Below are 23,296 nucleotides of genomic sequence, written 5' to 3'. Positions count from 1 at the left end.
GCTGGAGGTCATGGAACGCAAGACAGCAGTGGTCGCCGGGGCCAACGGGATCATCGGCAAGAACCTCGTCGAGCACCTGCGGGCGGCGGGCGGCTGGGACGTCGTCGGCCTCTCCCGCCGCGGCGGCCCGGGCTCGATCCCCGTCGACCTCCTCGACGCGGCGGGCACCCGCGCGAAGCTCGCCCACCTGACCGCGACGACCCACCTCTTCTACGCCGCCTACCAGGACAAACCGACGTGGGCGGAGCTCGTCCCGCCGAACCTGGCGATGCTGGTGAACGTCGTCGACGCCGTGGAAGCGGCGGCGCCCGGCCTCCGGCACGTGAGCCTGATGCAGGGCTACAAGGTCTACGGCGCGCACCTCGGCCCGTTCAAGACGCCGGCGCGCGAGACCGACGCCGGGCACCTGCCGCCGGAGTTCAACGTCGACCAGCAGCAGTTCCTCGAACGGCGGGCGGGTGCCTGGACGTGGTCGGCGCTGCGGCCGTCGGTGGTCGGCGGCACCGCGCTGGGCAATCCGATGAACCTCGCGCTGGTGATCGCGGTCTACGCGTCGATTTCGAAGGAACTCGGGCTGCCGCTGCGGTTCCCCGGCAAGCCCGGCGCGTACGACAGCCTGCTGGAGCTGACCGACGCGGGCCTCCTGGCCTCGGCGACGGTCTGGGCGACCGGGCACCAGGGCGCCTTCAACATCGCCAACGGCGACCTCTTCCGCTGGCGCGAGCTGTGGCCGAAACTGGCGGCGTACTTCGGCCTCGACGTCGCGCCACCGCTGCGGATGTCCCTTGTGGACGTCATGGCGGACAAAGCTCCACTGTGGACCGAGATGGCCACGCGGCACGGCCTTTCCGCGTCCTACGCGGACGTTTCGGCCTCCTGGACGTTCGGCGACTTCGTGTTCGGCTGGGACTACGACGTGTTCGCGGACACGTCGAAGTCCCGCCGGGCCGGGTTCGGCGAGTACGTCGAGACGGAGCAGATGTTCTACCGGCTCTTCGACGAGTTCCGGAAGGCCCGGGTGATCCCCTAGCCGCGGCCGATGAACGGCATGGTCGTCGCGGTGACGGTGAGGAACTGGACGTTCGCGTCCAGCGGCAGCCCGGCCATGTACCGCACCGCGTCGGCCACGTGCCGGACGTCGAAGGTCGGCTCGGCGACGACGCGGCCGTCGGGCTGCGGGATGCCGGCGGCCATCCGCTCGGTCATCTCGGTGGCCGCGTTGCCGATGTCGAGCTGGCCGCAGGCGACGTTCCAGGCGCGGCCGTCCAGCGAGATCGACCGGGTCAGCCCGGTGACCGCGTGCTTGGTCGCGGTGTAGGCGACGCTCGACGGCCGCGGCACGTGCGCGGAGATCGAGCCGTTGTTGACGATCCGGCCGCCCCGCGGGTCCTGGTCCTTCATCAGCCGCACGGCCTGCCGCGCGCAGAGGAACATCCCGGTGAGGTTGACGTCCACGGTCCGCTTCCAGTCCTCGACGGACAGATCGGCGACCGTGCCGCCGACCGAGATCCCGGCGTTGTTGAAGAGCAGGTCGAGCCGTCCCCACCGGGCGCGCACGGTTTCGAAGAGGGCCTCGACCGAGTCTTCGTCGGAAACGTCGGTGGGCACGGCGAGCGCGTTCTCGAAGCCCGCTGCCGTTTCCTCGAGCGCGGAAGCGCGCCGCCCGGCCAGCGCGACGTGGTAGCCGTCGGCCAGGAGGGCCCGGGCCACGGCCCGCCCGATGCCCGATCCCGCTCCGGTGACCACCGCCGTCTTCGCCATCGTTCCTCCTAGACTGCCCGCATGGGACTCCGCGAGCGCTTCCAGGCCGGGCTGGCCCGGCAACTCGGCCACCCTAGCGGCCTGCGCGGCCGGATCGTCGGTGCGATGCTCAACCGCCGGAACCGGGCGGCGGTCGTGCGGGCGGTCGCCGCGCTGAAGACCGGAGGCACCGAAACGGCACTGGACATCGGCTTCGGCGGCGGGCTGGGCCTGGCCCTGCTGCTGCGGGAGGCGGGCGAAGTCCACGGCGTGGACGTCTCCCGGACGATGCTCGAGCGCGCCCGCAGCACGTTCCGCCGGGAGATCGCCGCGGGCCGGCTGGCGGTGCACGAAGGCTCGATGACGGCACTCCCGCTGGCCGCCGCGTCGGTCGACGCGATCGTCTCGACGAACACCATCTACTTCGTCGACGACCTCGACGCCGCCCTCACCGAGGTCGCCCGGGTGCTGCGGCCGGGCGGCCGGTTCGTGCTCGGCATCGGCGATCCGGACGCGATGAACCGCGCCGAGATGCTGACCCGCAACGGTTTCCGGATCCGGCCCCTGGACGACGTCGAGGCCGCGCTGGTTCGCGCCGGGCTCCGGGTGCGGGCCCACGAACGGCTCGCCGGCGGCGGGCTCGGCTTCCACCTCCTGGTCACCGGCCGCCCCTGACGGGCACGGCCCGGCGAGCGCGCTGCTCGCCGGGCCGTCCGGTGCTGGGGACGCTACTTGGGCTGGACCCCCAGCGCGGCCAGGGCCGGGCCGGCCATGATCACGCCGTTGCCGGTCACCGTGTCGAACCCGGGCGCGCCCAGGTCGATCGCCGAGGACACCAGGGCCGAGCGGATCTGGGCCGGGGTCGCCGTCGGCTTGCCCGACAGCAGCAGGGCCGCGATGGCCGCCGCGTGCGGGGCCGCCGCCGACGTGCCGAAGAACGGCTGGAAGCCGGTCACCGAGGTGGCGACGCCGTCGGCCGCGGTGATGTCCGGCTTGTTGCGGACCGTGCCGCCGGTCGAAGACACGTTGCCCGGCGTGATCGCCGAGCCGTCGGCGTTGTAGAACAGGCGGCGCTTGCCGTCGGAGGAGAACCGCTCCCACTTGCTCGACGCGCTGAACTGGCCGGGGTACGGGCCGGCCGGGTTCGCCGGGTCGCCGGTCTCCAGGGGACGGCCGAACGCGGCCGCCGCCGGCGCCGCCGCCACGCTGAAGGCGTTGACCGCGGCCGAGTGGCCGTTGGTGACACCGTTGGTGCTGAACGCCTTGAGCGAGCCCGAAGCGACGAACCGGCCGCGGATCACGTTGAGGGCGATGAACCGGTCGGCGCCGCTGTACTTGACGACCGCGACCTTGTAGCCCGAGCCGGTGGACGGCACGTTCGCGATCTCGTACGGGTTCTGCGAGCCGGACTGCGCGTTCTCGCTGGAGGCCACGACGCTGCCCGAGGAGTTCAGGACGAACAGGTCGTAGTCGTTGGCGGACCGGCCCCAGGGGTCGGACCAGAACAGCGTCACCGGCTTGCCGAGCGAGCCGGCGGACAGGGCGTCGAAGTTCTGCGTGGTGCTGCTCGGGTCGAAGTCGTGCGGGGTGCCGGTGACGCCGCTGATCTTCGAGGAGGAAGCGCGGAAGTCACCCTCGTAGTAGCCGCTGGTGCCGTCGGTCGCGTTGCCCGAGTTGCCGGCCGAGGAGAAGTAGAGGACGCCCGCCGCGGTCACGTCGTTGACCGCCTGCGCGACCTGCGTGTCCTGGAAGGGCGACTCGTCGAAGTAGGAGACGTCGTCGACGATGATCTGGCACTTGCCGGTGCTGCGCAGCGCGCGGATGTTCGCGGCGAAGCTCGCCTCGCTGGTGAACGCGGTCGCGAAGCCGAGGGTCGCGTTCGGCGCGAGGTCGTGAACGATCTCGAGCATCGCGGTGCCCTCGTCGCCGCTGCCCTTCTGACCGGACAGCACGTCGACCGCGGGCAGCTCGCCGGCGGCCTGCGACTTCGCCAGGGAGTCGACGCCGTCGGAGAGCACGCAGACCTTCACGCCGGAGCCGCTGACGCCGTAGGTGGTGCGGGCGGTGTCGGCGCCGTGCGCCTTGTCGCCTTCGGACACCTGCGTCGCGGCGGCCACCGCCGTCCGGAAGTCGCGGTTGCCGGCCTCGCTCCAGGTGGTGGCCTGCGCGGCGGGCTTGACCTCGGTGACGTCGGCGCGGCCGGCGATCGCGTCCAGCGCGGACAGCGGCAGGTCGGCGCGGACGGCGCCGTCCGGCGAGACGGACCGGACCGCGCCGCCCGCCGCCTTGACGGCGTTCGCGACGGCCTGGCCCTGGGCGGCGATGTCGACCGAAACGGTGCCGGCGTTGCTCACGCCGACGCCGGAGCGGTAGTCCGGCAGCTTCGCGGCCAGCGACCGGTCGGCCCGCAACCGCTTCTCGACGACCAGCTGGCTCGATTGCTTGCGTTCCGCGGGGCTCAGGCTCTTCTTGATGCTCTGCAGTGCGCTGATGCCCGCTTCGGTGCGCGCGGCCGCGGCGTCCACGGTGGACGGCTGCGCCACCGAGACCCCCGTCGTCAGCAGCAGCGCGCCCACCGTCAGCGGAACCGCGTGCGCGGCGACCCGGCTGAATCTCACCATTTCGCTGTCTCCCTGTGCTACTCAGCCACTCGACCGAATGACACCCGACTGGGTGTAATGGGGAGAATCTAAGGAGTGACCGGGCGGGATTCCAGCGACCAAAGTCGGGAACGCCCGCTGGTCCACATGCTGGAACAAGCCGGATACCTCAAGGAAACGTGAGAACTATTTTTACCCGGCGTGCCCGCTTTCGATTTCCGGTGCGCGGCGACGGCCTCGGTGTACGAGTAGGCCCGGCGCACGGTGAAGAGCAAATCGCCCTTGGCGTAGAGCGCGGCCGGCTCGGCGAGCCGGGTGGCCGAAAGTCCGGATTTCGAGACGAGCACCCCGGGTTCCGCGGCCCGGTGGTGGTGCACGAGGGTGAGGATCCGGTGCCGATCCCTCACCAGTTCGAGTGAGAGGTCGAGCGCTTCACCGCCGGCGCCGTCGAGCACCACGAGGAGCTCGGCCGAAACTCCGCTTCGGGCGTCCTACATGTTGATCATGTGACCGGCGAGGCCGTGGACGGCTTCCTTCACCGCTTCCCCCAGCGTCGGGTGCGCGTGGACGTTCCGCGCCACCTCGTGCACCGTCAGGTCCCACTGCTGGGCCAGCGTCAGCTCCGGCAGCAGCTCCGTGACGTCCGGGCCGATCAGGTGCCCGCCGATGAGCTCGCCGTACTTCGCGTCGCTGATCAGCTTCACGAAGCCGCCCGCGTCGCCGAGGCCCTGGGCCTTGCCGTTGGCCGTGAAGGGGAACTTCGCCACCTGGACGTCGAAGCCCTTCTCGCGGGCCTGTTCCTCCGTCCAGCCGAAGCTGGCGATCTGGGGCTGGCAGTACGTCGCGCGCGGGATCATCGGGAAGTCGAGCTCCATCGTCTCCGCGCCCGCGATCGTCTCCGCCGCCACCACGCCCATCGACTCCGAGGCGTGCGCCAGCATCAGCTTCGCCGTCACGTCGCCGATCGCGAAGATGTGGTCGACGTTCGTGCGGCCGCGGCCGTCCACCGCGATCGCGCCGCGGTCGGTCAGGGCCACGCCCGTCTTCTCGAGGCCGTAGCCCTCCACGCGCGGCTGGAAGCCGATCGCCTGCATGACCTTGTCCGCGGAAAGGACCTGCTGTCCGTTCTTCTCCGAAGACACCGTCACCTGCACCGAGGAACCCGAGTCGTCGATCGACTCGACGCGGGTCGACGTCAGCACCTTGATGCCGAGCTTGCGGTAGCGGCGCGCGAGTTCGGCCGACACCTCGGCGTCCTCCAGCGGCACCATCCGGTCGAGGAACTCGACGATCGTGACGTCGACGCCGTAGTTGTGCAGCACGTAGGCGAACTCGACGCCGATCGCGCCCGCGCCGGCGATCACGATGCTCGACGGCAGCTCGCTCGACAGGATCTGCTCTTCGTACGTGACGACCCGCGAACTGCGCGAGGTCCCCGGCAGCAGCCGCGTGGTCGCGCCGGTCGCGATGATGCAGTGGCCGAACGTGATCCGCGAGCCGTTCACCTCGAGGGTGTGGTCGTCGACGAACGTGCCGTGCCCGTCGAACTCGGTGATCTTGTTCTTCTTCATGAGGAAGTGCACGCCCTTGACGCGCCCGTCGGCGACCTTCCGGCTCCGCTCGTACGCGGCCGTGTAGTCGACCTTGATCGGGCTGTCGGAGGAGATGCCGAACGCCTTCGCCTCCTGCGTGACGACGTGCGCCAGCTCGGCGTTGCGCAGCAACGCCTTCGACGGGATGCACCCGACGTTCAGGCAGACGCCACCCCAGTACTTCTCCTCGACCACCGCGGCGCTCAGCCCCAGCTGGGACGCGCGGATCGCCGCGACGTAGCCGCCCACCCCGGCCCCCAGCACGACGACATCAAAGTGTTGTGCACTCATACCCCGAAACTACCCTTCCGGGCGCGGCGGGGCGGGGTGACCCGGACCTCATGCGGCCAGCGGGCGACGGTCAGGCGGCGACCGGACGCACCTCGCCGCGGATGCCCTCCAGCAACGCCGTCACCGCGCCCATGATCCGGGCCGTCGCCTCCTCCAGGACCTCGCGGGTGAGCGGCCGGTCGCGCAGGTCCGACAGGTCGACCGGCGGCCCCGCCACCAGGTCGACCGTCTTGCGCGGCAGCACGTGCGGGAACTTCGCCGTCGACGGCAGCAGGTGGTGGGTTCCCCAGTTCGCCACCGGGATCACCGGGGCGCCGGTTTCCAGCGCCGCCCGCACGACGCCGGTCTTGCCGCGCATCGGCCAGCCGTCCGGGTCGTTCGAGAAGGTGCCTTCCGGGAAGATCGCGACGCATTCGCCCGCGCGCACGGACGCCACCAGGTCGCGGTAGGCCTCCGCGGCCGTCGCCGCGCCGCGGTAGACCGGGATGTGCCGCCCGGACCGCATCACGCGGCCGACCACCGGCAGCTTCCAGAGCGACGCCTTCGCCAGGTACCGCGGCACGCGGCCGGCGGCGAGGCAGAACGCCGTCAGCGTCGTCGGGTCGGCGAACGACAGGTGGTTCGACGCCACCAGCACGCCACCGGACTTCGGGATGTTCCGCGCGCCCCGCACGCGGAACCGCGTGGTCTGGACGAGGAACTGCCAGACCACCTCGATGGCGAAGCTGTACCAGGCGCCACGGCCGGCGCGGGCGAAGCGCCGGCCGTAGGCGATCATCTGGCGTCGGGTGAGCAGCTCACCTTCGGTGTCCAGGGCGGTCCAGCGGTCCATGGTTGTCATTCGTAGCCCACGACCGGCCGGATCGGCCCGTGCCCGCGCCGAACGCGGCGCAGATCACAGCGGGAGGTTCAAAGCCGCTCGAGCACCACGACCGGGATCTCACGGTCGGTCTTCTTCGCGTACTCGTTGTAGTCCGGCCAGACGGCGGCGAGCTTCTCCCACAGCTTCGCGCGCTCCTCGCCCGAAGTGGTGCGGGCGCGGGCGCGGAACTTGTCGGCCTTCACCTGCACGCCGACCTCGGGGTGCTCGACGAGGTTGAAGTACCAGCCGGGGTGGTTCGGCGCGCCGCCCTTGGAGGCCACGATCACCGGGTTCCCGTCGACTTCCTGGTAGATCAGGGCGAACTTGCGCTCCTGCCCGGTCTTGCGGCCCGTCGTGGTCAGCACGAGCGTCGGCACGCCCTCCTTCCAGTCGTGGCCGACCTCGCCGTCGGTCTCCTCGTAGCGGCGGACGTGTTCGTCACCGAACAGCATGCGTGGTTCCTTTCGCGATCGGCACCAGTGGCGGTCTCACCACTTGAAGGTTCTCCTTGTTCACAACACACACGCCCCCGGCGATCTTCCCGCGACATTCACTCGTTCGGGGGAGGTCCCCCGAGCAGCGGCTTCTCCGGGCACACCCCCCTCCCAGTAGATTGCACCGACCGAGCACGCCGAGACACTCGAGACCGATCTTGGAGGAGCCAGCCATGAAGGCCCGGCCGCACGTGACACTGGAAGACGTGGCACGCAGCGCGAACGTCTCGCTCGCGACGGCGTCGCGGGTGCTCAACGGCACCGCTTCCGTCCGCGCCGACCTGCGGGAGCGGGTGTCCGCCGCCGCGGCCGAACTGGCTTACGCCCCCAACGCGCACGCACAGGCCCTCGCCGGTGGCACCCACCGCACGGTCGGCGTGATCTGCCACGACGTCAGCGACCCGTACTTCGCCGCGATCGCGGGCGGGGTGATGCGGGTGGCCACCGACAACGGGCTGCTCGTGATGCTCGCCGGCACTTTCCGCGACCCGGACCGCGAAGTCGCCTACGTCTCGACGCTGCGGGCGCAGCGGGCCGCGGCCATCCTGCTGATCGGCTCGGCGTTCGAAGACCGCGCGTGGGAACGCGCGATGGCCGCCGAACTCGAGCCCTACCGGCGCGGCGGCGGCCAGGTCGCGGCGGTCAGCAGGCACCGCGGGCTCAAGATCGACACCGTGCAGCCGGACAACAAGGGCGGCGCCGCGGCGCTGGCGAAGGAACTGGTCGGCCTCGGCCACAAGCGCTTCGCCGTGCTGGCCGGGCCGCGGCGGCTGAGCACCGTGATCGACCGGCTGGCCGGGTTCTCCGGCGAACTGGCCGCGCACGGCATCGACCTGCGCGAAGACGACGTCGTCGAGGCCGCGTTCAGCCGCGACGGCGGTTACGAGGCGACCAAGCGGCTGCTCGCCGGTCGCCGTCGCAAGCTCCCGACCTGCCTGTTCGCCGTCACGGACGTGATGGCGATCGGCGCGCTGACGGCGTTGCGGGAGGAAGGCCTGTCCGTGCCCGGCGACATCTCGGTGGCCGGCTTCGACGACATCCCGGTGGTCCGCGACCTGGCCCCGGCGCTGACGACCGTGCGGCTGCCGCTGGAGGAACTCGGCGAACGCGCGATGGACCTGGCGATCAAGGGCTCCGAAGGCGCCCGGCCGCGGACGGTCCGGCTCTCCGGCGAAGTCGTCCTGCGCGAGAGCACCGGACGACCCAAGCGCTGACCCACCGGGCCTTGCCGCGGGCGCGGCCGAGGCCCTACCGTGGTCGAGAAAGCGCTTTCTGACCCTTTCGGAGGTGCTCGATGCTCGTGCTCCCGGCCCCCGGCGGCGAGCTGCTGGCCTGGACGCCGTCCGGGCCACGGCCCCCCGAACCCCCGGAAACGCCGCCGTCGGCGCGGATCGCCTACGCGGCCGCGCACGTCGTCGCCGACGCGCGGGCCGACGAGCCGTACGCCGTCGACTGGGACACGACGCTGGCCTTCCGCGAGCACCTCTGGTCGTGCGGGCTCGGGGTCGCCGAGGCGATGGACACCGCGCAGCGCGGCATCGGGCTCGACTGGGCGACGACGCGCGAGCTGGTGACCCGCACCGGCGCGATCGCGGCCGGACGGCGCTGGTGCGCCGGGGTCGGCACCGACCAGCTGCCGCCGGGCCCGGCCACCGTGGCGTCCATTGTGGACGCCTGGCGCGAGCAGCTGGACCTGGTGGCCGGCGCCGGCGCGGTCCCGGTCGTCATGGCCAGCCGGGCACTGGCCGCCGCCGCGGAGAGCCCGGCCGACTACCACGCCGCCTACGGGAAGCTGCTGTCCGAGGCGGCCGGGCCCGTCCTGCTGCACTGGCTGGGTGCGCAGTTCGACCCGGCACTGGCCGGCTACTGGGGCCACGACGACGTCCGCGCCGCCGCACGCGAGCTGGCGGCGCTGTGCACCGAGCACGCGGCCGCGATCGCCGGGGTGAAGGTCTCGGTGCTCGACGCCGGCGTCGAGACCGAATTCCGCCGGGCGTTGCCGGCCGGTGTCGCCTGCTACACCGGTGACGACTTCAACTACCCCGGGCTGATCGCCGGGGACGCCGAAGGCCACAGCGAGGCGCTGCTCGGCATCTTCGACCCGATCGCCCCGGTCGCCGCGGCCGCGCTGGCGCGCCTCGACCAGGACGACGAACCCGGCTTCCGCGCCCTGCTCGGCCCCACGGTGGCCCTGTCCCGCGAGATCTTCCGCGCGCCGACCCGGCACTACAAGACCGGCGTCGTCTTCCTCGCCCACCTCAACGGCCACCAGGACCACTTCCGGATGCTCGCCGGCCAGGAGTCCGCCCGCACGATCACCCACCTCGCCACGCTGCTGCGGCTCGCGGACGAAGCAGGCGTGCTGACCGACCCCGAGCTGGCCGAGGCCCGGATGCGGCCGCTGCTGCAGGTGGCGGGCGTGGCGTGATGGACCCCCGGCTGAGCCTCAACCAGATCACCACGAAGTCCTGGTCGCTGCCCGAGGCGGTGGCCGGCTGCGCCGAGGCGGGCGTCGGCTGGATCGGGCTGTGGCGCGACAAGGTCGCCGAGACCGGCGTCGACGAGGCCGCCCGGCTGCTGAAGGCGCACGGTGTGCGGGTTTCGTCGCTGTGCCGCGGTGGGTTCTTCACCGGCGTCACGCCGGACGGGTCCCCTGTGGACGGAGTGGCGCAGACCCGCGCGGCGATCGACGAAGCCGCCGCGCTCGGGACTGGCGTGCTCGTGCTGGTCGTGGGCGGGATCGCCGGCAACGACCTCGCCGCGTCCCGGCAGCGGGTCGCCGACGCGGTCGGCGAGCTGGCGCCGTACGCCGGGGCGCGCGGGGTCCGGCTCGGCCTGGAGCCGCTGCACCCGGTGCAGTGCGCGGAGCGGTCGGTGCTGTCCACTGTGGACCAGGCGCTGGCGATCGCCCGCGAGCACCCGGCCGAGCAGGTCGGGGTGGTCGTGGACGAGTTCCACGTCTGGTGGGACCCGCGGATCGAGGAGTCGATCGCCGCGGCCGCCGGCCGGATCGCCGGGTTCCACGTCTGCGACGTCCTCGTGCCGCTGCCCGACCCGCTGCTGGGCCGCGCCCTGCCCGGCGACGGCCCGATCGACCACCGCCGGCTGCGCGCGGCCGTCGAAGCCGCGGGCTACACCGGGCCGATCGAGGTCGAGGTGTTCAACGCGGACCTGTGGGCCCGGCCGGGCGCCGAGGTGCTCGCCGAGACCGTTGCGGCGTTCGAGCGACACGTGGCCTGATCCGGTCCACCTGGCGGTACACTGAGACCACCAGGCGGACGGGGGTCACGCATGAAGGCGGACGAAGACGGCTCGGTCCGGAGCGTGCTCCGGGCGTTCGACCTGCTCGCTCTCTTCACCGAACACCGCCGGACCTGGGCGGTCAAGGACCTCACGGCGGCCAGCGGCCTGGCGAAGACGACGGTGCTGCGGCTGGTCGCCACCTGCGAGCAGCGCGGCCTGCTCTGGACGCGGCCGGACGGGCGGATCACCGTCGGGCCCGGGATGCTGCGCTGGGCGCAGCTGGCCAACACGGCGTGGCAGCTGCCCGAGCCGGTCCGCCAGGTGCTGCGGGAGCTGGCCCAGGAGTGCCGGGAGACGGTGAACGTCTACGTGCGCAGCACGTCCGTGCTGGTCTGCGTGGCCCAGCAGGAGGGACCGCTGGCCATCCGGCACGTGGGCCGCGTCGGTGACGAGCTGCCGCTCGGGTCCGGGGCCGCCGGGCGCGTCTTGGACAACGCAGGCGGCACCGGCGGCACGGCGGTCAGCCACGGCGAGCCGGAGCCGGGCGCGTCCAGCGTCGCCGCGCCGGTGCTCGACGGCGACGGGCGGCTGCTGGCGGCACTGGCGATCACCGGGCCGAGCAGCCGGTTCGGGCCCGGCGAAGTGGCTGCGTTCACCGAAGCCCTCACCGCGGCCTCGATGCGGATATCGCAGATCGGCCTCGCGACGCGGGCGGAATAGGCCACAGCAGTCCGGGATCCGGCCGTTCGCCGGTTACGCTTCCGGCATGCCGAACCTGCTGGTGGTGGAAGACGACGCGGCGATCGGCAGCGTGCTCGAATCGACCCTGCGGCTGCACGGGCACCAGGTGTGCTGGCGCCGCGACGGGCGGACCGCCCTGCAGGCCGCCGAAAGCGGCGAGTTCGACCTGGTGCTGCTCGACCTCGGCCTGCCCGACCTGGACGGCGTCGAGGTCTGCCGCCGCCTGCGGGCTGCGCTGCCGTCCGCCGTGCTGGTGATCCTCACCGCCCGGCAGGAGGAGATGGACGTCGTCGTCGGCCTGGACGCCGGCGCCGACGACTACCTCACCAAGCCGATCCGGCTGGGCGAGCTGCTGGCCAGGGTGCGGGCGCACCTGCGGCGGGGCGCGCCGGCCGGGGCCCGGCCGCCGGTGACCATCGGCGGGCTGACCGTCGACATCGCCGGCCGCCGCGCCACCCTGGGCGGGCGCGAAGTGGTCCTGCGCGCGAAGGAGTTCGACCTGCTGGCCCGGCTCGCCGAGCAGCCCGGTGTGGCGGTGAGCCGCGAGACGCTGATGTCCGAGGTCTGGGACGCGCACTGGTACGGCTCGACGAAGACCCTGGACGTGCACATCGCGGCGGTGCGCCGCAAGCTTTCGGCGGCCGCCGGGCCCGAGGACGAGGTGCCGCGGATCGCCACCCTGCGCGGGCACGGCTACCGGCTGGAAGACCCCGCCCGAACCGCCGCCGAAGGGTAGCCGTGCGCCGCCGGATCATCGTGCTGACCGTGCTGGCCGCCCTGGTCGCGACGGCCCTCTTCGCGCTGCCGCTGGGCATCGCGGTGATGCAGTACTACCGCGACGACACGAAGGCCGACCTGGAGCGCGCGGCCGACGCCGTCGCGCTCGCCGTGTCGCACGAGCTGAACGCCGGCCTCCCGCCGCAGGTGCGGCCGGGCGACGAAGAGGAGGCCGACGTCGGGGTCTACAGCCCCGACGGGCGGCTGCTGTCCGGGCAGGGGCCCGCCGTCGCCGGCCCGGCCGAGCGGCAGGCCGCGAGCGCCGCTGTCGACGTCGTCATCCAGCAGGAGAGCGAGGAGGTCGTGCTGGCCGTCCCGGTGGTCAGCGGGTCGCGGGTGACCGGCGTGGTCCGCGCCGCGCTGCCGATGTCCCAGCTGCGGGTGCGGGTCGTGCTGACCTGGCTCGGCATGGCCGGGCTGGCGACCGCGGCGATCGGGGTCAGCTGGCTGCTGGCCCGGCGGTTCACGACCCGGCTCGTCCGGCCGCTGGAGGAGCTCGCCGCCACGGCCGGGCGGCTCGGCGACGGCGACTTCACCGCCCGGTCACCGCGCGCGGGCATCCCCGAGATCGACCAGGTCGGCGAGACGCTGGACGCCACCGCGACCCGGATCGGCGAGACCCTCGAGCGCGAGCGCGCGTTCTCCGCGGAGGCGTCGCACCAGCTGCGCACGCCGCTGACCGGGCTGCGCCTGCAGCTCGAAGCCGCGCTGGAGACCCCGGCGGCGGACCCGTACGCGGCCATCCGCGCCGGGATCGCGTCGGCCGACCGGCTGGAACGGACCATCGAGGACCTGCTGGCGCTGGGCCGCGAACGCCGGGCGCCCCGGGCCGAGCTGGACCTCGACGCGCTGCTCGACGAGGTCCGGCAGGCCGGCGAAGCCCTGCTCGGCCCCCAGGGCCGGGCGCTGCGGATCATCCGGGACGACCCGCCCCCGGCGCACGTGGCGGCCGCGGCGGTCCGCCAGGTCCTCGGCGTGCTCCTGGACAACGCGGCGACGCACGGCCGCGGCACGGTCACGGTGCTGGCCCGCGACGCCGGCGACGCGCTCGCCATCGACGTCGCCGACGAAGGCCCGGACCTCGGCGAAACGGACCCGTTCGCCACCGCTCCCACGGGCCACGGCATCGGCCTGCGCCTGGCCCGCGGCCTCGCCGAGGCCGAAGGCGGCCGCCTCCGGCTCAGCCACCCGTCCCCCCCGACGTTCACCGTCCTCCTGCCCGCCGCAGAACCCCCCGGCCCGGCGTGACGAACCAGGCATCACCCGTGATCGGCCGGGCATCACGTGTGATTGGCGGGGCATCTCGCGTGATTTGCGGGGCATCAGGCTGATGCCCCTGGAATCACGCGTGATGCCCCTCGGATCACGGGTGATGCCCCTGGGGCACGGTGGCTACATCGGGAAAGTGGTGCGGAAGGTCTTCGAGATCGGTTCGAGGTCCGAGACCAGGTGGTCGAGCTCGGTTGGGGTCAAGGCCTGGTAGGGAGCCTCCGCGAGGCGGTCGGTCAGGGCTTCGACGCGGTCCTTCGCGGCCCGGCCGTCGGCGGTGAGCCACCCGTCGGGGCCGACGAGACCGCGGGCGCGCAGGCCGTCGACGACCGCGTCCAGCTGCGCGGCCGGCAGGTGCCAGACCCGGCCGAAGTCCTGCGGGCGCATGCCGGTGGACAGGGCGTGGAGCACGTGGGCCTCCGTCCCGCCGACCCCCTCGGCCACCAGGGCGACGGTGTGGCCGTCGCCGCGGTGCTCGCGCAGCAGCGTCGCCGCATGCCACAACCGGGCCACCGGCTCCTGCGGGACCGGCAGCGCGCGCAGGGCGGCGTAGAGCGGGCGGCCCTCCACCGGCGCGCTCGTCGCCGCCTTCAGCAGGAGGTCGCCGGCGCGCGTCACGGCCGGGTCGTCGGCGAGGTCGCCGAGGATCCGCCGCATGCCCGCGACGCACCCCCGCTCGCGGGCCGCCAGCGCCGCCTCGGGCGTGGTCAGGTCCCAGACCTTCGGGAGGTGGCGCGCGACCTCGCCGAGGGCGAAGTTGTAGAAGATCGCGTGGACGACTTCCGCCGGCACCCCGCGGCCCAGCGGCGCGGCCCGTCCGGCGAAGTACGCGTCCCACACGTTGCGCAGGCCGAGCGCCTGCAGGGCCTCGTCCGCCTCGTCGGCGAAGTAGGGCACCAGGCCGATCGGCTCGACCAGGTCGTACATGCGGCGGGCGACGGGCTCCGGGTGCGACATCTCAGTCCCCTTGGCGGTTCCGGCGGCGCCCTCGTGGCGGCCGCTCACCCCCTCCACGAACGGCATCCCCGCGATCCGACATCGTCCGGCCGGCCAAAATCGAACTCGGAACGAATCGCCACGGTTCGACGTCGATGTGCAATGAATCACCTGTGATTCATCTGTACGCGCAACGTTCTCGTGTTTTCCCCTCCGGAAACGACCGTTACCGTCGTCGGCATGACTTTGCGAGCCGCGACGGTGCGGCGGAAACCGGTCGCCGACCTGGTCGCCGAAGGTGATCATGGCACGTTGCGGCGGTCGCTCGGCCTCGGGCAGCTCACCACGCTCAGCATCGGGGCGACGCTGGGCAGCGGCATCTTCGTCGTGCTCGGCGAGGCCGTCCCGGTGGCCGGCCCGGCGGTGGTCCTCTCGTTCGTGCTCGCCGGCGTCACGGCGTTGTTCTCGGCGCTGTCCTACGCCGAGCTGGCCGGGATGATCCCGCTGTCGGGCTCCTCCTACTCCTACACCTACGCCACGCTCGGCGAGCTCGTCGCCTGGGTCTGCGGATGGTGCCTGGTGCTCGAATACGGCGTCTCGGTGGCGTCGGTCGCCGTCGGCTGGGGCCAGTACCTGAACGAACTGCTGCGGCTGGCCTTCGGCTTCGCCATCCCCGACGCGCTCAGCCAGCCGCCGGGCTCGGGCGGGGTGGTCAACGTGCCCGCCATCCTCGTGGTGGTCCTCGCGATGGTGCTGCTGCTGTCCGGGGCGAAGGAGAGCGCGCGGGCCAACGTGGTCATGGTCGTGGTCAAGATCGGCACGCTGGTGCTCTTCTGCGCGATCGCCTTCAGCGCGGTGCAGGCGAAGAACTTCACGCCGTTCCTGCCGCTCGGCCTGGCCGGGCTGAGCGCCGGCGGCGCCAAGCTGTTCTTCTCCTACATCGGCTTCGACGCCGCCTCGACGGCCGGCGAGGAGGCGAAGAACCCGCAGCGCGACCTGCCGCGGGCGATCCTGCTTTCGCTCGGCATCGTCACCGTGCTGTACTGCCTGGTCGCGGTGGCCGCCGTCGGCGCGCTGCCGTGGCAGCAGTTCGACGGCCAGGAAGCGGCCCTCTCGCACGTGCTCGACGTCGTCTCGGACAACCCGTTCTGGGCCGGGCTGCTGGCCGTCGGCGCGATCGTGGCGATCTCCAGCGTCGTGCTGACCGTCCTCTACGGGCAGACGCGCATCCTGTTCGCGATGTCCCGCGACGGGCTCGTCCCGGCCGTCTTGTCCAAAGTGGATGCCAAGACCGGTTCCCCGCGGATCAACACCCTCGTGGTGTCCGCCTTCGTCGCCGCACTGGCCGCGTTCATCCCGCTGGGGAAGCTGGCCGACGCCACCAGCATCGGGACGCTGTTCGCGTTCGGGCTGGTCAACGTGGCCGTCCTGCTGCTGCGCAAGCGCCAGCCCGACCGCCCGCGCTCGTTCCGCGTCCCGCTTTCGCCGGTGACGCCGGTCCTGGGTGTGCTCTGCTGCGCGTACATGATGCTCAGCCTCGACGGCGCCACCTGGCTGGTCTTCGGCGCCTGGATGGTCCTGGGCCTGCTGATCTACTTCGGCTACGGGATCCGGAAGTCGAGGCTGGCGTGAGAGTCGCGATCCACCAGGGCCCGCTCGGCGACCTGTCCCGGGCCGGCGCCGACCTCGTCGTCACCGCGGAGATGAGCACCACCGGCTACCACATCGGCGCGCGCACGCACGAGCTCGCCGAGCCCGCCGACGGGCCCACCGCAGCCCGGATGGCCGCGCTGGCCCGGCAACTGGGCTCCGCGCTGGTGTACGGCTACCCGGAAACCGACGGCGAGCACGTCTACAACAGCGTCCAGCTCGTCGACGCGACCGGGCGGCGGCTGGCCAACTACCGCAAGACGCACCTCTTCGGCGACCTCGACAAGGCCTGGTTCACCCCCGGCGACGAACCCGTGGTGCAGGCCGACCTCGGCGGCGTCCGGGTCGGGCTGCTGATCTGCTACGACGTCGAATTCCCGGAACTGGTCCGCGCGCACGCGCTGGCCGGCACCGAACTGCTGGTCGTGCCGACCGCGCTGATGCACCCGTACGAACTGGTCGCCGACACGCTCGTGCCCGCGCGGGCCTACGAGAGCCAGCTGTTCGTCGCCTACGCCAACCGCTGCGACACCGAGCAGGAGCTGACCTACTGCGGGCGGTCCTGCGTGGTGGCCCCGACCGGCGAGGTGCTCGCCCGCGCCGGTGCCGGGCCCGAGGTGATCGCCGCCGACGTCACGCGGGACGCCCTGACCGCGTCCCGCCTGGAGAACACCCACCTGGCCGACCGACGGCCCGAACTGTACCGGGGAACCACCGCATGACCTCCGCCGTCCCGACCGCGATCCACCACGACGAACCGGCGGGCCGCCCGATCACGATGTTCGGCCCGGACTTCCCGTTCGCCTACGACGACTACCTCGCCCACCCCGCCGGCCTCGGCACGCTGCCGGCCGGGCGGCACGGCACCGAGGTGGCGGTGATCGGCGGCGGCCTGTCCGGCATCGTCACCGCGTACGAGCTGATGAAGCTGGGCCTGCGGCCGGTGGTGTACGAGATCGGCGAACTCGGCGGCCGGCTGCGGACCGTGCGGTTCCCGGGCTGCCCGGACGACGTCGTCGCCGAGATGGGCGCGATGCGCTTCCCGCCCGCGTCGACCGCGTTGTTCCACTACATCGACAAGGTCGGGCTGGAGACCACGCCGTTCCCGAACCCGCTGGCGCCGGGGACGCCGAGCACGGTCGTCGACCTCAAGGGACAGAGCCACTACGCGCGCACCCCCGAGGACCTGCCCGCCGTCTTCCGCGAGGTCGCCGCGGCCTGGGACCGGACGCTGGCCGAGCACGCCTGCTTCGCCGAGATGCAGACGGCGATCCGCGACCGCGACGCGAAAACGGTCAAACGGCTGTGGAACGAGCTCGTCCCGCGGCTGGACAACCAGACGTTCTACGGCTTCCTCTGCGACTCCCCCGCGTTCGCCTCCTTCCGCCACCGGGAGATCTTCGGCCAGGTCGGCTTCGGCACCGGCGGCTGGGACACCGATTTCCCGAACTCCATCCTGGAGATCCTGCGGGTGGTCTACACCGGCGCCGACGACGAGCACCGCAGCATCACCGGCGGCAGCAGGCAGCTGCCGCTGCGGCTGTGGGAGCACGCGCCGGAGGACATCGCGTTCTGGCCGGCGGGCACCAGCCTGAGCACGCTGCACGGCGGACGGCCGCAGCCCGGCGTCGCGCGGCTGCACCGAACAGCACCCGCCAACATCACCGTGACGGACGCGGAAGGCCACATCCGGACGTTCCCGGCCGCGGTGTTCACCGCGCAGAGCTGGATGCTGCTGGCCAACATCGAGTGCGACGAAGCGCTGTTCCCGATCGACCACTGGACGGCGATCGAGCGCACGCACTACATGGCGTCGTCGAAGGTGTTCGTGCCGGTCGACCGGCCGTTCTGGCTGGACCGCGACCCGGGCACCGGCCGCGACGCGATGAGCATGACGCTCACCGACCGGATGCCGCGCGGCACGTACCTGCTCGGCGACGACCCGGCCAAGCCCGCGGTGATCTGCCTGTCCTACACGTGGGCCGACGACTCGCTGAAGTGGCTGCCGCTGTCAGTGGGCGAGCGCGTCGAGGTCATGCTGCAGTCGCTGCGCGAGATCTACCCGGGTGTCGACGTCCGGCGGCACATCATCGGCGACCCGGTGACGGTGTCGTGGGAGGCCGAGCCGCACTTCATGGGCGCGTTCAAGGCGAACCTGCCCGGCCACTACCGCTACCAGCAGCGGCTGTTCACCCACTTCGTGCAGGACGAGCTGGAACCGCGGTACCGCGGCCTGTTCCTGGCCGGCGACGACATCTCGTGGACGGCGGGGTGGGCCGAGGGCGCGGTGCAGACCGCGTTGAACGCCGTGTGGGGCGTGCTGCACCACTTCGGCGGGGCGACCGATCCGGCGAACCCGGGCCCGGGTGACGGCTTCGCGGACATCGCCCCGATCACGCTGCCGGACTGACCGTGCCCCGATCGGGTATTGGCGGCGGACCGCATCCGACATCGTGCTCACTACCCTGCCCGGCGCAACGGCCCGTGCGACGATGAGCGCATGAACACCGAGCCGGCGCCGAGATGGCGAAGACTGGAACCGGACGAACGGAAGGAACAGATCTACGCTTGTGCGGCGCGGCTGTTCGGTGAGCGTCCCTATTCCGCAGTGTCCACTTCGGACATAGCCGCGGCCGCCGGGGTGGCGCGGGGGCTGATCAACCACTACTTCGGCACCAAGCGCGAGCTGTACCTGGAAATCATCCGCCGCGCGCTGACCGTGCCGCGGCTGGCCGTCGAGATCCTCCCCGAAGGGCCGCTCGAACTGCGCGCCGACGTCGCCATCGAGTGGTTCCTCGACATGGTCACCAGCCAGGAACGGATGTGGCTGGCCGCCATCGCGCCCGAGGGCATCGGCCGCGACCTCGAGGTGGAGCGCATCCTCGAAGAAGCCGACCGCGAATCCGCCGACCGCGTGCTGGAAGCCGTCGGGCTGTCGCGGGAGAGCGAGCACGGGCCCGAGCTGAACGCGCTGGTGCGCGCGTTCGGCGGGATGGTCAAGTCGGCGGGCCGGGAGTGGCTCGTGCGAGGGTCACTGACCCGCGACCAGGTGCACCTGCTGCTGTCGAAGTCGCTCGTGACCCTGGTCGGCGAGATCTTCCCGGCCATCCAGGCGGAGCCGCCGGCCCCGCGGCAGGGCGAATAGACCGAAGCCCCCGGCGCCACGAGGGGGAGGAGGGCGCCAGGGGCTCCGGGTCAGTGGGCGAACCACCGACGCACGCTCACGGTACGCCGCGGCACTGTCAAGTCGCTGTCAACCTTCGCTGTCCGATTCGTGCAGTTCGTTCAACCGGTGCGCGAGCCCGTCGAGGCAGCGCCGGACCGCGTAGTCGTAGAGCTGTGCGTAGTAGCCCGAGGCGAGGTCCGGGTCGCCCATCAGGTCGTGCATCGCCGCGCCCAGCTCCGCCATCCCCCGCAGGTCGGCCCGCTCGCGGTAGGTCGCGTACTCCTCGGTGTTGTCGATCCGCAGGGCGAGTGCGCCGTCGCGGTCGTCCTCCATCGCGACGAACTGGCACGCGGTCATCAGCAGCAGGTTGTAGGCCAGCACGCTCTCGCGGCCGAACCCGGCGTCCAGCAGCACGCCGATGCCCGCGTCGATGGTGCGCGTGGCCGCCTTGACGGACGGTCCGAACAGCGCCAGCCGCCGCGCGCAGCCCGGGTAGCTCCGCAGCACCGCGCGCAGGCCGGCCAGCAGCTCGGTGAACCACTCCTGCCACGGCAGCCGGTCCACCGGCAGCTCGATCAGCCCGACGACCCGGTCGACGACGGCGTTGACCACCGCGTCCCGGTCGCCGACGTGGTGGTAGACCACCGCCGGGTAGGCCTCGACGGCGCGGGCGAGCTCCCGCAGCGTCCAGTTGTCCAGGCCGCGCTGGGCGGTGAGGGCGGTGGCCGCGCTGACGATCGAGTCGGCGGTCAGCGCCGGCAGCCCGGCGGCGGCCCGCGACCGGGGCGGCTGTCCCGTGCCCGAGGATGAGGTCGGCATGGGGTGTAACCGTATCCGCACCGCCGGGCCGGGTGCCAGCTCCGCACGGGTACGGCAGGATCGGGGCATGGCACGCGCACAGGCCAACGGTCTCGAGCTCGAGTACGACACCTTCGGCGACCCGGCGGCCCCGCCGCTGGTACTGGTGATGGGCCTCGGCGCCCAGATGATCACCTGGGAGGAGGACTTCTGCGAGCTGCTCGCCGGCCGCGGGTTCTACGTCGTGCGCTACGACAACCGGGACGTCGGGCTCTCGACGTGGCTCGACCACCTGCCCCCGCCGGACCTGGCCGCGCTGGCCGCCGACGACCTGTCGAGTGCGCCGTACACGCTGTCGGACATGGCGGACGACGCCGTCGGGCTGTTCGACGCGCTGGGCATCTCCCAGGCGCACGTAGTGGGGGCGTCGATGGGCGGGATGATCGTGCAGCAGCTGGCCATCGACCACCCGGACCGGCTGCTGTCGGTCACGTCGATCATGTCGACCACCGGCGATCCGGCGGTCGGGCAGGCCGAGCCGTGGGCGCTGGCGCTGCTGACGCGCCCACCGGCGTCGACCCGCGAACAGGCGCTCGCCGACAGCGTCGAGGGCTACCGGCGGCTCGGCTCCCCCGGCTACCCGGACGACGAGGCGTTCCTGCTGGCCAAGGCGACGTTGCACTACGACCGCGCCCGCCACCCGGTGGGCACCATGCGCCACGCGGCGGCGGTGGTGGCGTCGGGCGACCGCACCGCTCGTCTGCGCTCGGTGCGCTTGCCTGCGTTGGTCGTCCACGGCGACGCGGACCCGCTGATCAACGTGAGCGGCGGCAAGGCGACGGCGGAGGCGATCCCGGGCGCGGAGCTGGTCGTGATCCCGGGGATGGGGCACAACCTGCCGCGGGCGGTCTGGCCTTCGCTGGTGGACGCGATCGCGGGCATGGCAGGTCAATAGCGCGTAAAGAACCGGGGGTCAGGGCGTAGGGAACGTGTCCTGGCTCACGCCGGTGCCCGCCTTCGGGACTGGACTGTCCCCATGGCAGAGGGCTTCGGGTTCCCGTTCGGAAGCGTGGCGGCGATCGCGGCGGTGACCGCGGCGGACCTGGCCGGCGCGACGGCTCATCCGTGGTACGCGTTGGTCACGCTGGGCGCGGTCGTCCTGGCTTCCGCCTACCGCACCGGCCTTGTTGCCGCGACGGGCGTCGGCGTGGTCGCCTGGGCGTTGCACGTGGGTTTCGTGCTGGGCCGGTTCGGGGAGCTGACGTTCGGCTCCGGCTCCGCCCTCGCCGCCCTGGTCCTGGCCTCGACGTTGGTCACCGGCGCCCTGGCCCGCGCCGCCTCGACCCTCCAGGTACGCAAACCGACCCTCCAGGTACGCAAGCCGACCCTCCAGGTACGCGAGCCGACCCTCCAGGTACGCAAGCCGACCCTCCAGGTACGCGAGCCGACCCTCCAGGTACGCGAGTCGGCCGTCCAGGTACGCGAGTTCGCCGGGCGGGTGCTCCGGGTGCCGTGAGGCGCGCGGCCCCACCCCCGCGAACCGACCCTCCAGGAACGCGAACCGACCGTCCGGGTACACGAGCCGACTCTCCAGGTACGCGAATTCGCCAGCCGGGGTGCTCCGGCGCCGGCGCCCGCGATCCGCAGACCGACCCGCGTGATTGGGAAGTCGACTCGCGTACTCAAACAGTCGGCCTGCGTACGTAGAGGGTCGGCCTGCGTACCTGGAGGGTCGGGCTGCGTACCCGGAGGGTCGGCCGGCGTGATCAGCGGCGGAACTCGCGTGATCGGGCACGGATCTCGCGTGATTGGAGGGGCATCTCGCGTGATTGGCGGGGCATCTCGCGTGATTGGAGGGGCATCTCGCGTGATTCGGGGGGGGGCATCTTGCGGGAGGTGGGTTAGGGGTGGGTGGCGCGGCGGGCGGCGGAGGCCGCGATGATGCGGGGCAGGCCCGCCGGGTGGAGGGGGTCGATGCCGGTCAGGTCGCGGATGCGGCGGAGGCGGTAGTCCACCGTGTTGGGGTGGACGTGGAGCTGGGCCGCCGTGCGGCGGCGGTTCGTGTCCAGGCGCAGGTACGCGTCCAGCGTCTCCACCAGCTCCGGGTGCGCGTCCAGCGGGTCGAGCGCCGCCGCCAGGCGGTCGCGGGCCGCTCCCGGGCGGGTCAGCTGGTACTCCACCAGGACGTCGTCGAGGTGGTACAGGCCCGGCGGCCGGCCGAACCACCGCAGCACGTCCAGCACCTCGCCGGTCTGCGCCGCCACCGCGCGGACCTCCGACGGCGCCGCCGTTTCCGCCGCCGCCAGCACGGTGACGCCGGCCGCGCGCCCGGCCGCGTCGAGCACGGCGTGCCGATCCGGGCCGCGGCCGGCCACCGGCAGCAGCACCAGGCCGCCGGGACCGTCCAGTGACGCCAGCACCCCGTCGCCGCAGCACCGTTCGAACGCCGCGAGGAACCGGCGGAGCTTGCGGCGGACCGCGATGGCCGCGTCCACCTCCGGCGACCCCTCGTCCGCGTGCGGCCCCAATTCGACGCTCAGCACGAGGTACCGCGCGGGCAGGGTGATCCCGGCGCTGCGGGCGACGACGTCGACCGGGCCGCCGTCGACGAGCACCGACAGCAGCGTCCGGCGCGCGGTGTGCTCCTGCCCGACCTTCGTGCGCAGCTCCTCCAGGTAGCCGCGGGTGACCGCGCCGGTGACCGTGCCGACGAACGCCAGCACCCGGTCCGCGACATCGAGGAGATCGGCGACGTCCGCGCGGCCCGACGAAGCGGACCCGACGGCGAAGATCTCCCGCGCGCCGACGTGGTAGGCGGTCAGCACGGCCTCCAGCGGGAACCCCTCCTCCGCCCGCCGGACCGCCGACGCGCCGACCTGCCGCAGTTCGGCCGCGTTCAGCTCGCGGTCCTCGCGCAGGCTGCGCGCGAACGCCCGCACCGCCTGCCGCGTGATGCCCGCGATGTCACCGGCCAGTTCCTCGACCGGGAGCCGCCGGTAGTCGGCGACCTCGGCCTGGATCCGCGCGAGCACGCGGGCGATGAGCTCGGGCTCCTCCCGGGTGAGCCGCTCGTGCACGCGCTGGCCGCCGAGGGTCAGGTCCCCGCCGCTTTTGTGCTCGGTCACAACCGATCCCCT

Annotated in this window: 23 protein-coding genes; 14 read left to right on the top strand and 9 right to left on the bottom strand. The window is 72.5% G+C overall.

Translation table 11 applies throughout. The features are described 5' to 3' along the window. Positions 1–10 precede the first annotated feature (10 nt). A complete protein-coding gene (locus ACLJPY_RS43800) occupies positions 11–1,030 on the top strand; it encodes an SDR family oxidoreductase (protein ID WP_410596890.1) in 1,020 nt (339 codons plus the stop codon). Here ACLJPY_RS43800 and ACLJPY_RS43795 read toward each other — a convergent pair. Continuing rightward, positions 1,027–1,761, bottom strand: a complete 735-nt coding sequence (locus ACLJPY_RS43795; RefSeq protein ID WP_410596889.1) for an SDR family oxidoreductase — start codon at positions 1,759–1,761, stop codon at positions 1,027–1,029. The genes ACLJPY_RS43800 and ACLJPY_RS43795 overlap by 4 nt on opposite strands. A 21-nt stretch (positions 1,762–1,782) precedes the next feature. Here ACLJPY_RS43795 and ACLJPY_RS43790 point away from each other — a divergent pair, with 21 nt between their 5' ends. Beyond that, entirely contained in the window at positions 1,783–2,415 is a 633-nt protein-coding gene (locus ACLJPY_RS43790) for a class I SAM-dependent methyltransferase (protein ID WP_410596888.1), read from the top strand. A gap of 53 nt (positions 2,416–2,468) precedes the next feature. Here ACLJPY_RS43790 and ACLJPY_RS43785 read toward each other — a convergent pair whose 3' ends face one another. From ACLJPY_RS43785 to ACLJPY_RS43765, 5 genes are all read right to left on the bottom strand, one after another. Then, positions 2,469–4,361: a S8 family peptidase gene (locus tag ACLJPY_RS43785; RefSeq protein ID WP_410596887.1), complete on the bottom strand. Its 1,893-nt coding sequence runs from the start codon at positions 4,359–4,361 to the stop codon at positions 2,469–2,471. A 68-nt stretch (positions 4,362–4,429) separates the two neighbouring features. After that, the gene (locus ACLJPY_RS43780) at positions 4,430–4,798 is read right to left on the bottom strand and encodes a hypothetical protein (protein WP_410596886.1); all 369 of its coding nucleotides are present in this window, start codon (positions 4,796–4,798) and stop codon (positions 4,430–4,432) included. 33 nt (positions 4,799–4,831) lie between these two features. After that, positions 4,832–6,223 (bottom strand): dihydrolipoyl dehydrogenase, encoded by a 1,392-nt coding sequence (lpdA, locus tag ACLJPY_RS43775; protein ID WP_410596885.1) that lies wholly within the window; start codon positions 6,221–6,223, stop codon positions 4,832–4,834. A 70-nt stretch (positions 6,224–6,293) separates the two neighbouring features. Continuing rightward, positions 6,294–7,055 (bottom strand): lysophospholipid acyltransferase family protein, encoded by a 762-nt coding sequence (locus ACLJPY_RS43770; RefSeq protein ID WP_410596884.1) that lies wholly within the window; start codon positions 7,053–7,055, stop codon positions 6,294–6,296. Positions 7,056–7,132: 77 nt separating this feature from the next. Further along, positions 7,133–7,537 (bottom strand): nitroreductase family deazaflavin-dependent oxidoreductase, encoded by a 405-nt coding sequence (locus tag ACLJPY_RS43765; RefSeq protein WP_410596883.1) that lies wholly within the window; start codon positions 7,535–7,537, stop codon positions 7,133–7,135. Between the two features lie 215 nt (positions 7,538–7,752). On the opposite strand from ACLJPY_RS43765, the gene ACLJPY_RS43760 reads away from it, so the two are divergent. From ACLJPY_RS43760 to ACLJPY_RS43735, 6 genes are all read left to right on the top strand, one after another. Beyond that, a complete protein-coding gene (locus ACLJPY_RS43760) occupies positions 7,753–8,793 on the top strand; it encodes a LacI family DNA-binding transcriptional regulator (protein WP_410596882.1) in 1,041 nt (346 codons plus the stop codon). 80 nt (positions 8,794–8,873) lie between these two features. Further along, positions 8,874–10,007 carry a DUF993 family protein gene (locus ACLJPY_RS43755; protein ID WP_410596881.1) on the top strand — a complete coding sequence of 378 codons (1,134 nt, stop codon included), beginning with the start codon at positions 8,874–8,876 and terminating at the stop codon, positions 10,005–10,007. Further along, a complete protein-coding gene (locus ACLJPY_RS43750) occupies positions 10,007–10,819 on the top strand; it encodes a sugar phosphate isomerase/epimerase family protein (protein WP_410596920.1) in 813 nt (270 codons plus the stop codon). The genes ACLJPY_RS43755 and ACLJPY_RS43750 overlap by 1 nt, the downstream gene beginning before the upstream one ends. A gap of 51 nt (positions 10,820–10,870) precedes the next feature. Beyond that, entirely contained in the window at positions 10,871–11,542 is a 672-nt protein-coding gene (locus tag ACLJPY_RS43745; protein WP_410596880.1) for an IclR family transcriptional regulator, read from the top strand. A 46-nt stretch (positions 11,543–11,588) separates the two neighbouring features. Then, complete coding sequence (locus ACLJPY_RS43740; RefSeq protein WP_410596879.1) at positions 11,589–12,299, top strand: response regulator transcription factor; 711 nt, start codon at positions 11,589–11,591, stop codon at positions 12,297–12,299. Between the two features lie 2 nt (positions 12,300–12,301). After that, positions 12,302–13,588 (top strand): sensor histidine kinase, encoded by a 1,287-nt coding sequence (locus ACLJPY_RS43735; protein ID WP_410596878.1) that lies wholly within the window; start codon positions 12,302–12,304, stop codon positions 13,586–13,588. A 144-nt stretch (positions 13,589–13,732) separates the two neighbouring features. Here the strand turns inward: ACLJPY_RS43735 and ACLJPY_RS43730 are convergent, their stop codons facing one another. Continuing rightward, complete coding sequence (locus ACLJPY_RS43730; RefSeq protein ID WP_410596919.1) at positions 13,733–14,566, bottom strand: SCO6745 family protein; 834 nt, start codon at positions 14,564–14,566, stop codon at positions 13,733–13,735. Positions 14,567–14,785: 219 nt separating this feature from the next. Between ACLJPY_RS43730 and ACLJPY_RS43725 the strand changes: the two genes are divergently transcribed. From ACLJPY_RS43725 to ACLJPY_RS43710, 4 genes are all read left to right on the top strand, one after another. Next, a complete protein-coding gene (locus ACLJPY_RS43725; protein ID WP_410596877.1) occupies positions 14,786–16,177 on the top strand; it encodes an amino acid permease in 1,392 nt (463 codons plus the stop codon). Then, positions 16,174–16,917: a carbon-nitrogen hydrolase family protein gene (locus tag ACLJPY_RS43720; RefSeq protein WP_410596876.1), complete on the top strand. Its 744-nt coding sequence runs from the start codon at positions 16,174–16,176 to the stop codon at positions 16,915–16,917. Before ACLJPY_RS43725 ends, ACLJPY_RS43720 begins: the two co-directional genes overlap by 4 nt. After that, on the top strand, positions 16,914–18,605 hold the full coding sequence (locus ACLJPY_RS43715) for a flavin monoamine oxidase family protein (protein ID WP_410596875.1): 1,692 nt from the start codon (positions 16,914–16,916) through the stop codon (positions 18,603–18,605). Before ACLJPY_RS43720 ends, ACLJPY_RS43715 begins: the two co-directional genes overlap by 4 nt. Before the next feature lie 90 nt (positions 18,606–18,695). Further along, the gene (locus ACLJPY_RS43710) at positions 18,696–19,340 is read left to right on the top strand and encodes a TetR/AcrR family transcriptional regulator (protein WP_410596874.1); all 645 of its coding nucleotides are present in this window, start codon (positions 18,696–18,698) and stop codon (positions 19,338–19,340) included. Positions 19,341–19,448: 108 nt separating this feature from the next. Here ACLJPY_RS43710 and ACLJPY_RS43705 read toward each other — a convergent pair whose 3' ends face one another. After that, on the bottom strand, positions 19,449–20,180 hold the full coding sequence (locus ACLJPY_RS43705) for a TetR/AcrR family transcriptional regulator (RefSeq protein WP_410596873.1): 732 nt from the start codon (positions 20,178–20,180) through the stop codon (positions 19,449–19,451). Between the two features lie 67 nt (positions 20,181–20,247). On the opposite strand from ACLJPY_RS43705, the gene ACLJPY_RS43700 reads away from it, so the two are divergent. Both ACLJPY_RS43700 and ACLJPY_RS43695 read left to right on the top strand, forming a co-directional pair. Beyond that, positions 20,248–21,114 (top strand): alpha/beta fold hydrolase, encoded by an 867-nt coding sequence (locus ACLJPY_RS43700; protein ID WP_410596872.1) that lies wholly within the window; start codon positions 20,248–20,250, stop codon positions 21,112–21,114. Positions 21,115–21,195: 81 nt separating this feature from the next. Then, positions 21,196–21,675 carry a hypothetical protein gene (locus ACLJPY_RS43695; protein ID WP_410596871.1) on the top strand — a complete coding sequence of 160 codons (480 nt, stop codon included), beginning with the start codon at positions 21,196–21,198 and terminating at the stop codon, positions 21,673–21,675. Positions 21,676–22,060: 385 nt separating this feature from the next. On the opposite strand, the gene ACLJPY_RS43690 is transcribed toward ACLJPY_RS43695, so the two are convergent. Further along, positions 22,061–23,284, bottom strand: coding sequence for a PucR family transcriptional regulator (locus ACLJPY_RS43690; protein WP_410596870.1), 1,224 nt, complete (start codon positions 23,282–23,284; stop codon positions 22,061–22,063). Positions 23,285–23,296 lie beyond the last annotated feature (12 nt).

It is taken from the genome of Amycolatopsis sp. lyj-23 (assembly GCF_046549135.1).
GTDB lineage: Bacteria > Actinomycetota > Actinomycetes > Mycobacteriales > Pseudonocardiaceae > Amycolatopsis.
The sequence above is the reverse complement of the archived record's forward strand: the minus strand, read 5'-3'. Positions and strand labels throughout refer to the sequence as shown.

Excerpts from the sequence above, each read along its gene's own strand:
- ACLJPY_RS43740 (WP_410596879.1), top strand. The coding sequence starts at position 11,589 with ATGCCGAACCTGCTGGTGGTGGAAGACGACGCGGCGATCGGCAGCGTG.
- ACLJPY_RS43745 (WP_410596880.1), top strand. The coding sequence starts at position 10,871 with ATGAAGGCGGACGAAGACGGCTCGGTCCGGAGCGTGCTCCGGGCGTTC.
- ACLJPY_RS43760 (WP_410596882.1), top strand. The coding sequence starts at position 7,753 with ATGAAGGCCCGGCCGCACGTGACACTGGAAGACGTGGCACGCAGCGCG.
- ACLJPY_RS43715 (WP_410596875.1), top strand. The coding sequence starts at position 16,914 with ATGACCTCCGCCGTCCCGACCGCGATCCACCACGACGAACCGGCGGGC.
- lpdA (WP_410596885.1), bottom strand. The coding sequence starts at position 6,223 with ATGAGTGCACAACACTTTGATGTCGTCGTGCTGGGGGCCGGGGTGGGC.
- ACLJPY_RS43695 (WP_410596871.1), top strand. The coding sequence starts at position 21,196 with ATGGCAGAGGGCTTCGGGTTCCCGTTCGGAAGCGTGGCGGCGATCGCG.
- ACLJPY_RS43725 (WP_410596877.1), top strand. The coding sequence starts at position 14,786 with ATGACTTTGCGAGCCGCGACGGTGCGGCGGAAACCGGTCGCCGACCTG.
- ACLJPY_RS43700 (WP_410596872.1), top strand. The coding sequence starts at position 20,248 with ATGGCACGCGCACAGGCCAACGGTCTCGAGCTCGAGTACGACACCTTC.
- ACLJPY_RS43710 (WP_410596874.1), top strand. The coding sequence starts at position 18,696 with ATGAACACCGAGCCGGCGCCGAGATGGCGAAGACTGGAACCGGACGAA.
- ACLJPY_RS43705 (WP_410596873.1), bottom strand. The coding sequence starts at position 20,180 with ATGCCGACCTCATCCTCGGGCACGGGACAGCCGCCCCGGTCGCGGGCC.
- ACLJPY_RS43800 (WP_410596890.1), top strand. The coding sequence starts at position 11 with ATGGAACGCAAGACAGCAGTGGTCGCCGGGGCCAACGGGATCATCGGC.
- ACLJPY_RS43765 (WP_410596883.1), bottom strand. The coding sequence starts at position 7,537 with ATGCTGTTCGGTGACGAACACGTCCGCCGCTACGAGGAGACCGACGGC.
- ACLJPY_RS43770 (WP_410596884.1), bottom strand. The coding sequence starts at position 7,055 with ATGGACCGCTGGACCGCCCTGGACACCGAAGGTGAGCTGCTCACCCGA.
- ACLJPY_RS43785 (WP_410596887.1), bottom strand. The coding sequence starts at position 4,361 with ATGGTGAGATTCAGCCGGGTCGCCGCGCACGCGGTTCCGCTGACGGTG.
- ACLJPY_RS43795 (WP_410596889.1), bottom strand. The coding sequence starts at position 1,761 with ATGGCGAAGACGGCGGTGGTCACCGGAGCGGGATCGGGCATCGGGCGG.
- ACLJPY_RS43755 (WP_410596881.1), top strand. The coding sequence starts at position 8,874 with ATGCTCGTGCTCCCGGCCCCCGGCGGCGAGCTGCTGGCCTGGACGCCG.
- ACLJPY_RS43730 (WP_410596919.1), bottom strand. The coding sequence starts at position 14,566 with ATGTCGCACCCGGAGCCCGTCGCCCGCCGCATGTACGACCTGGTCGAG.
- ACLJPY_RS43750 (WP_410596920.1), top strand. The coding sequence starts at position 10,007 with ATGGACCCCCGGCTGAGCCTCAACCAGATCACCACGAAGTCCTGGTCG.
- ACLJPY_RS43790 (WP_410596888.1), top strand. The coding sequence starts at position 1,783 with ATGGGACTCCGCGAGCGCTTCCAGGCCGGGCTGGCCCGGCAACTCGGC.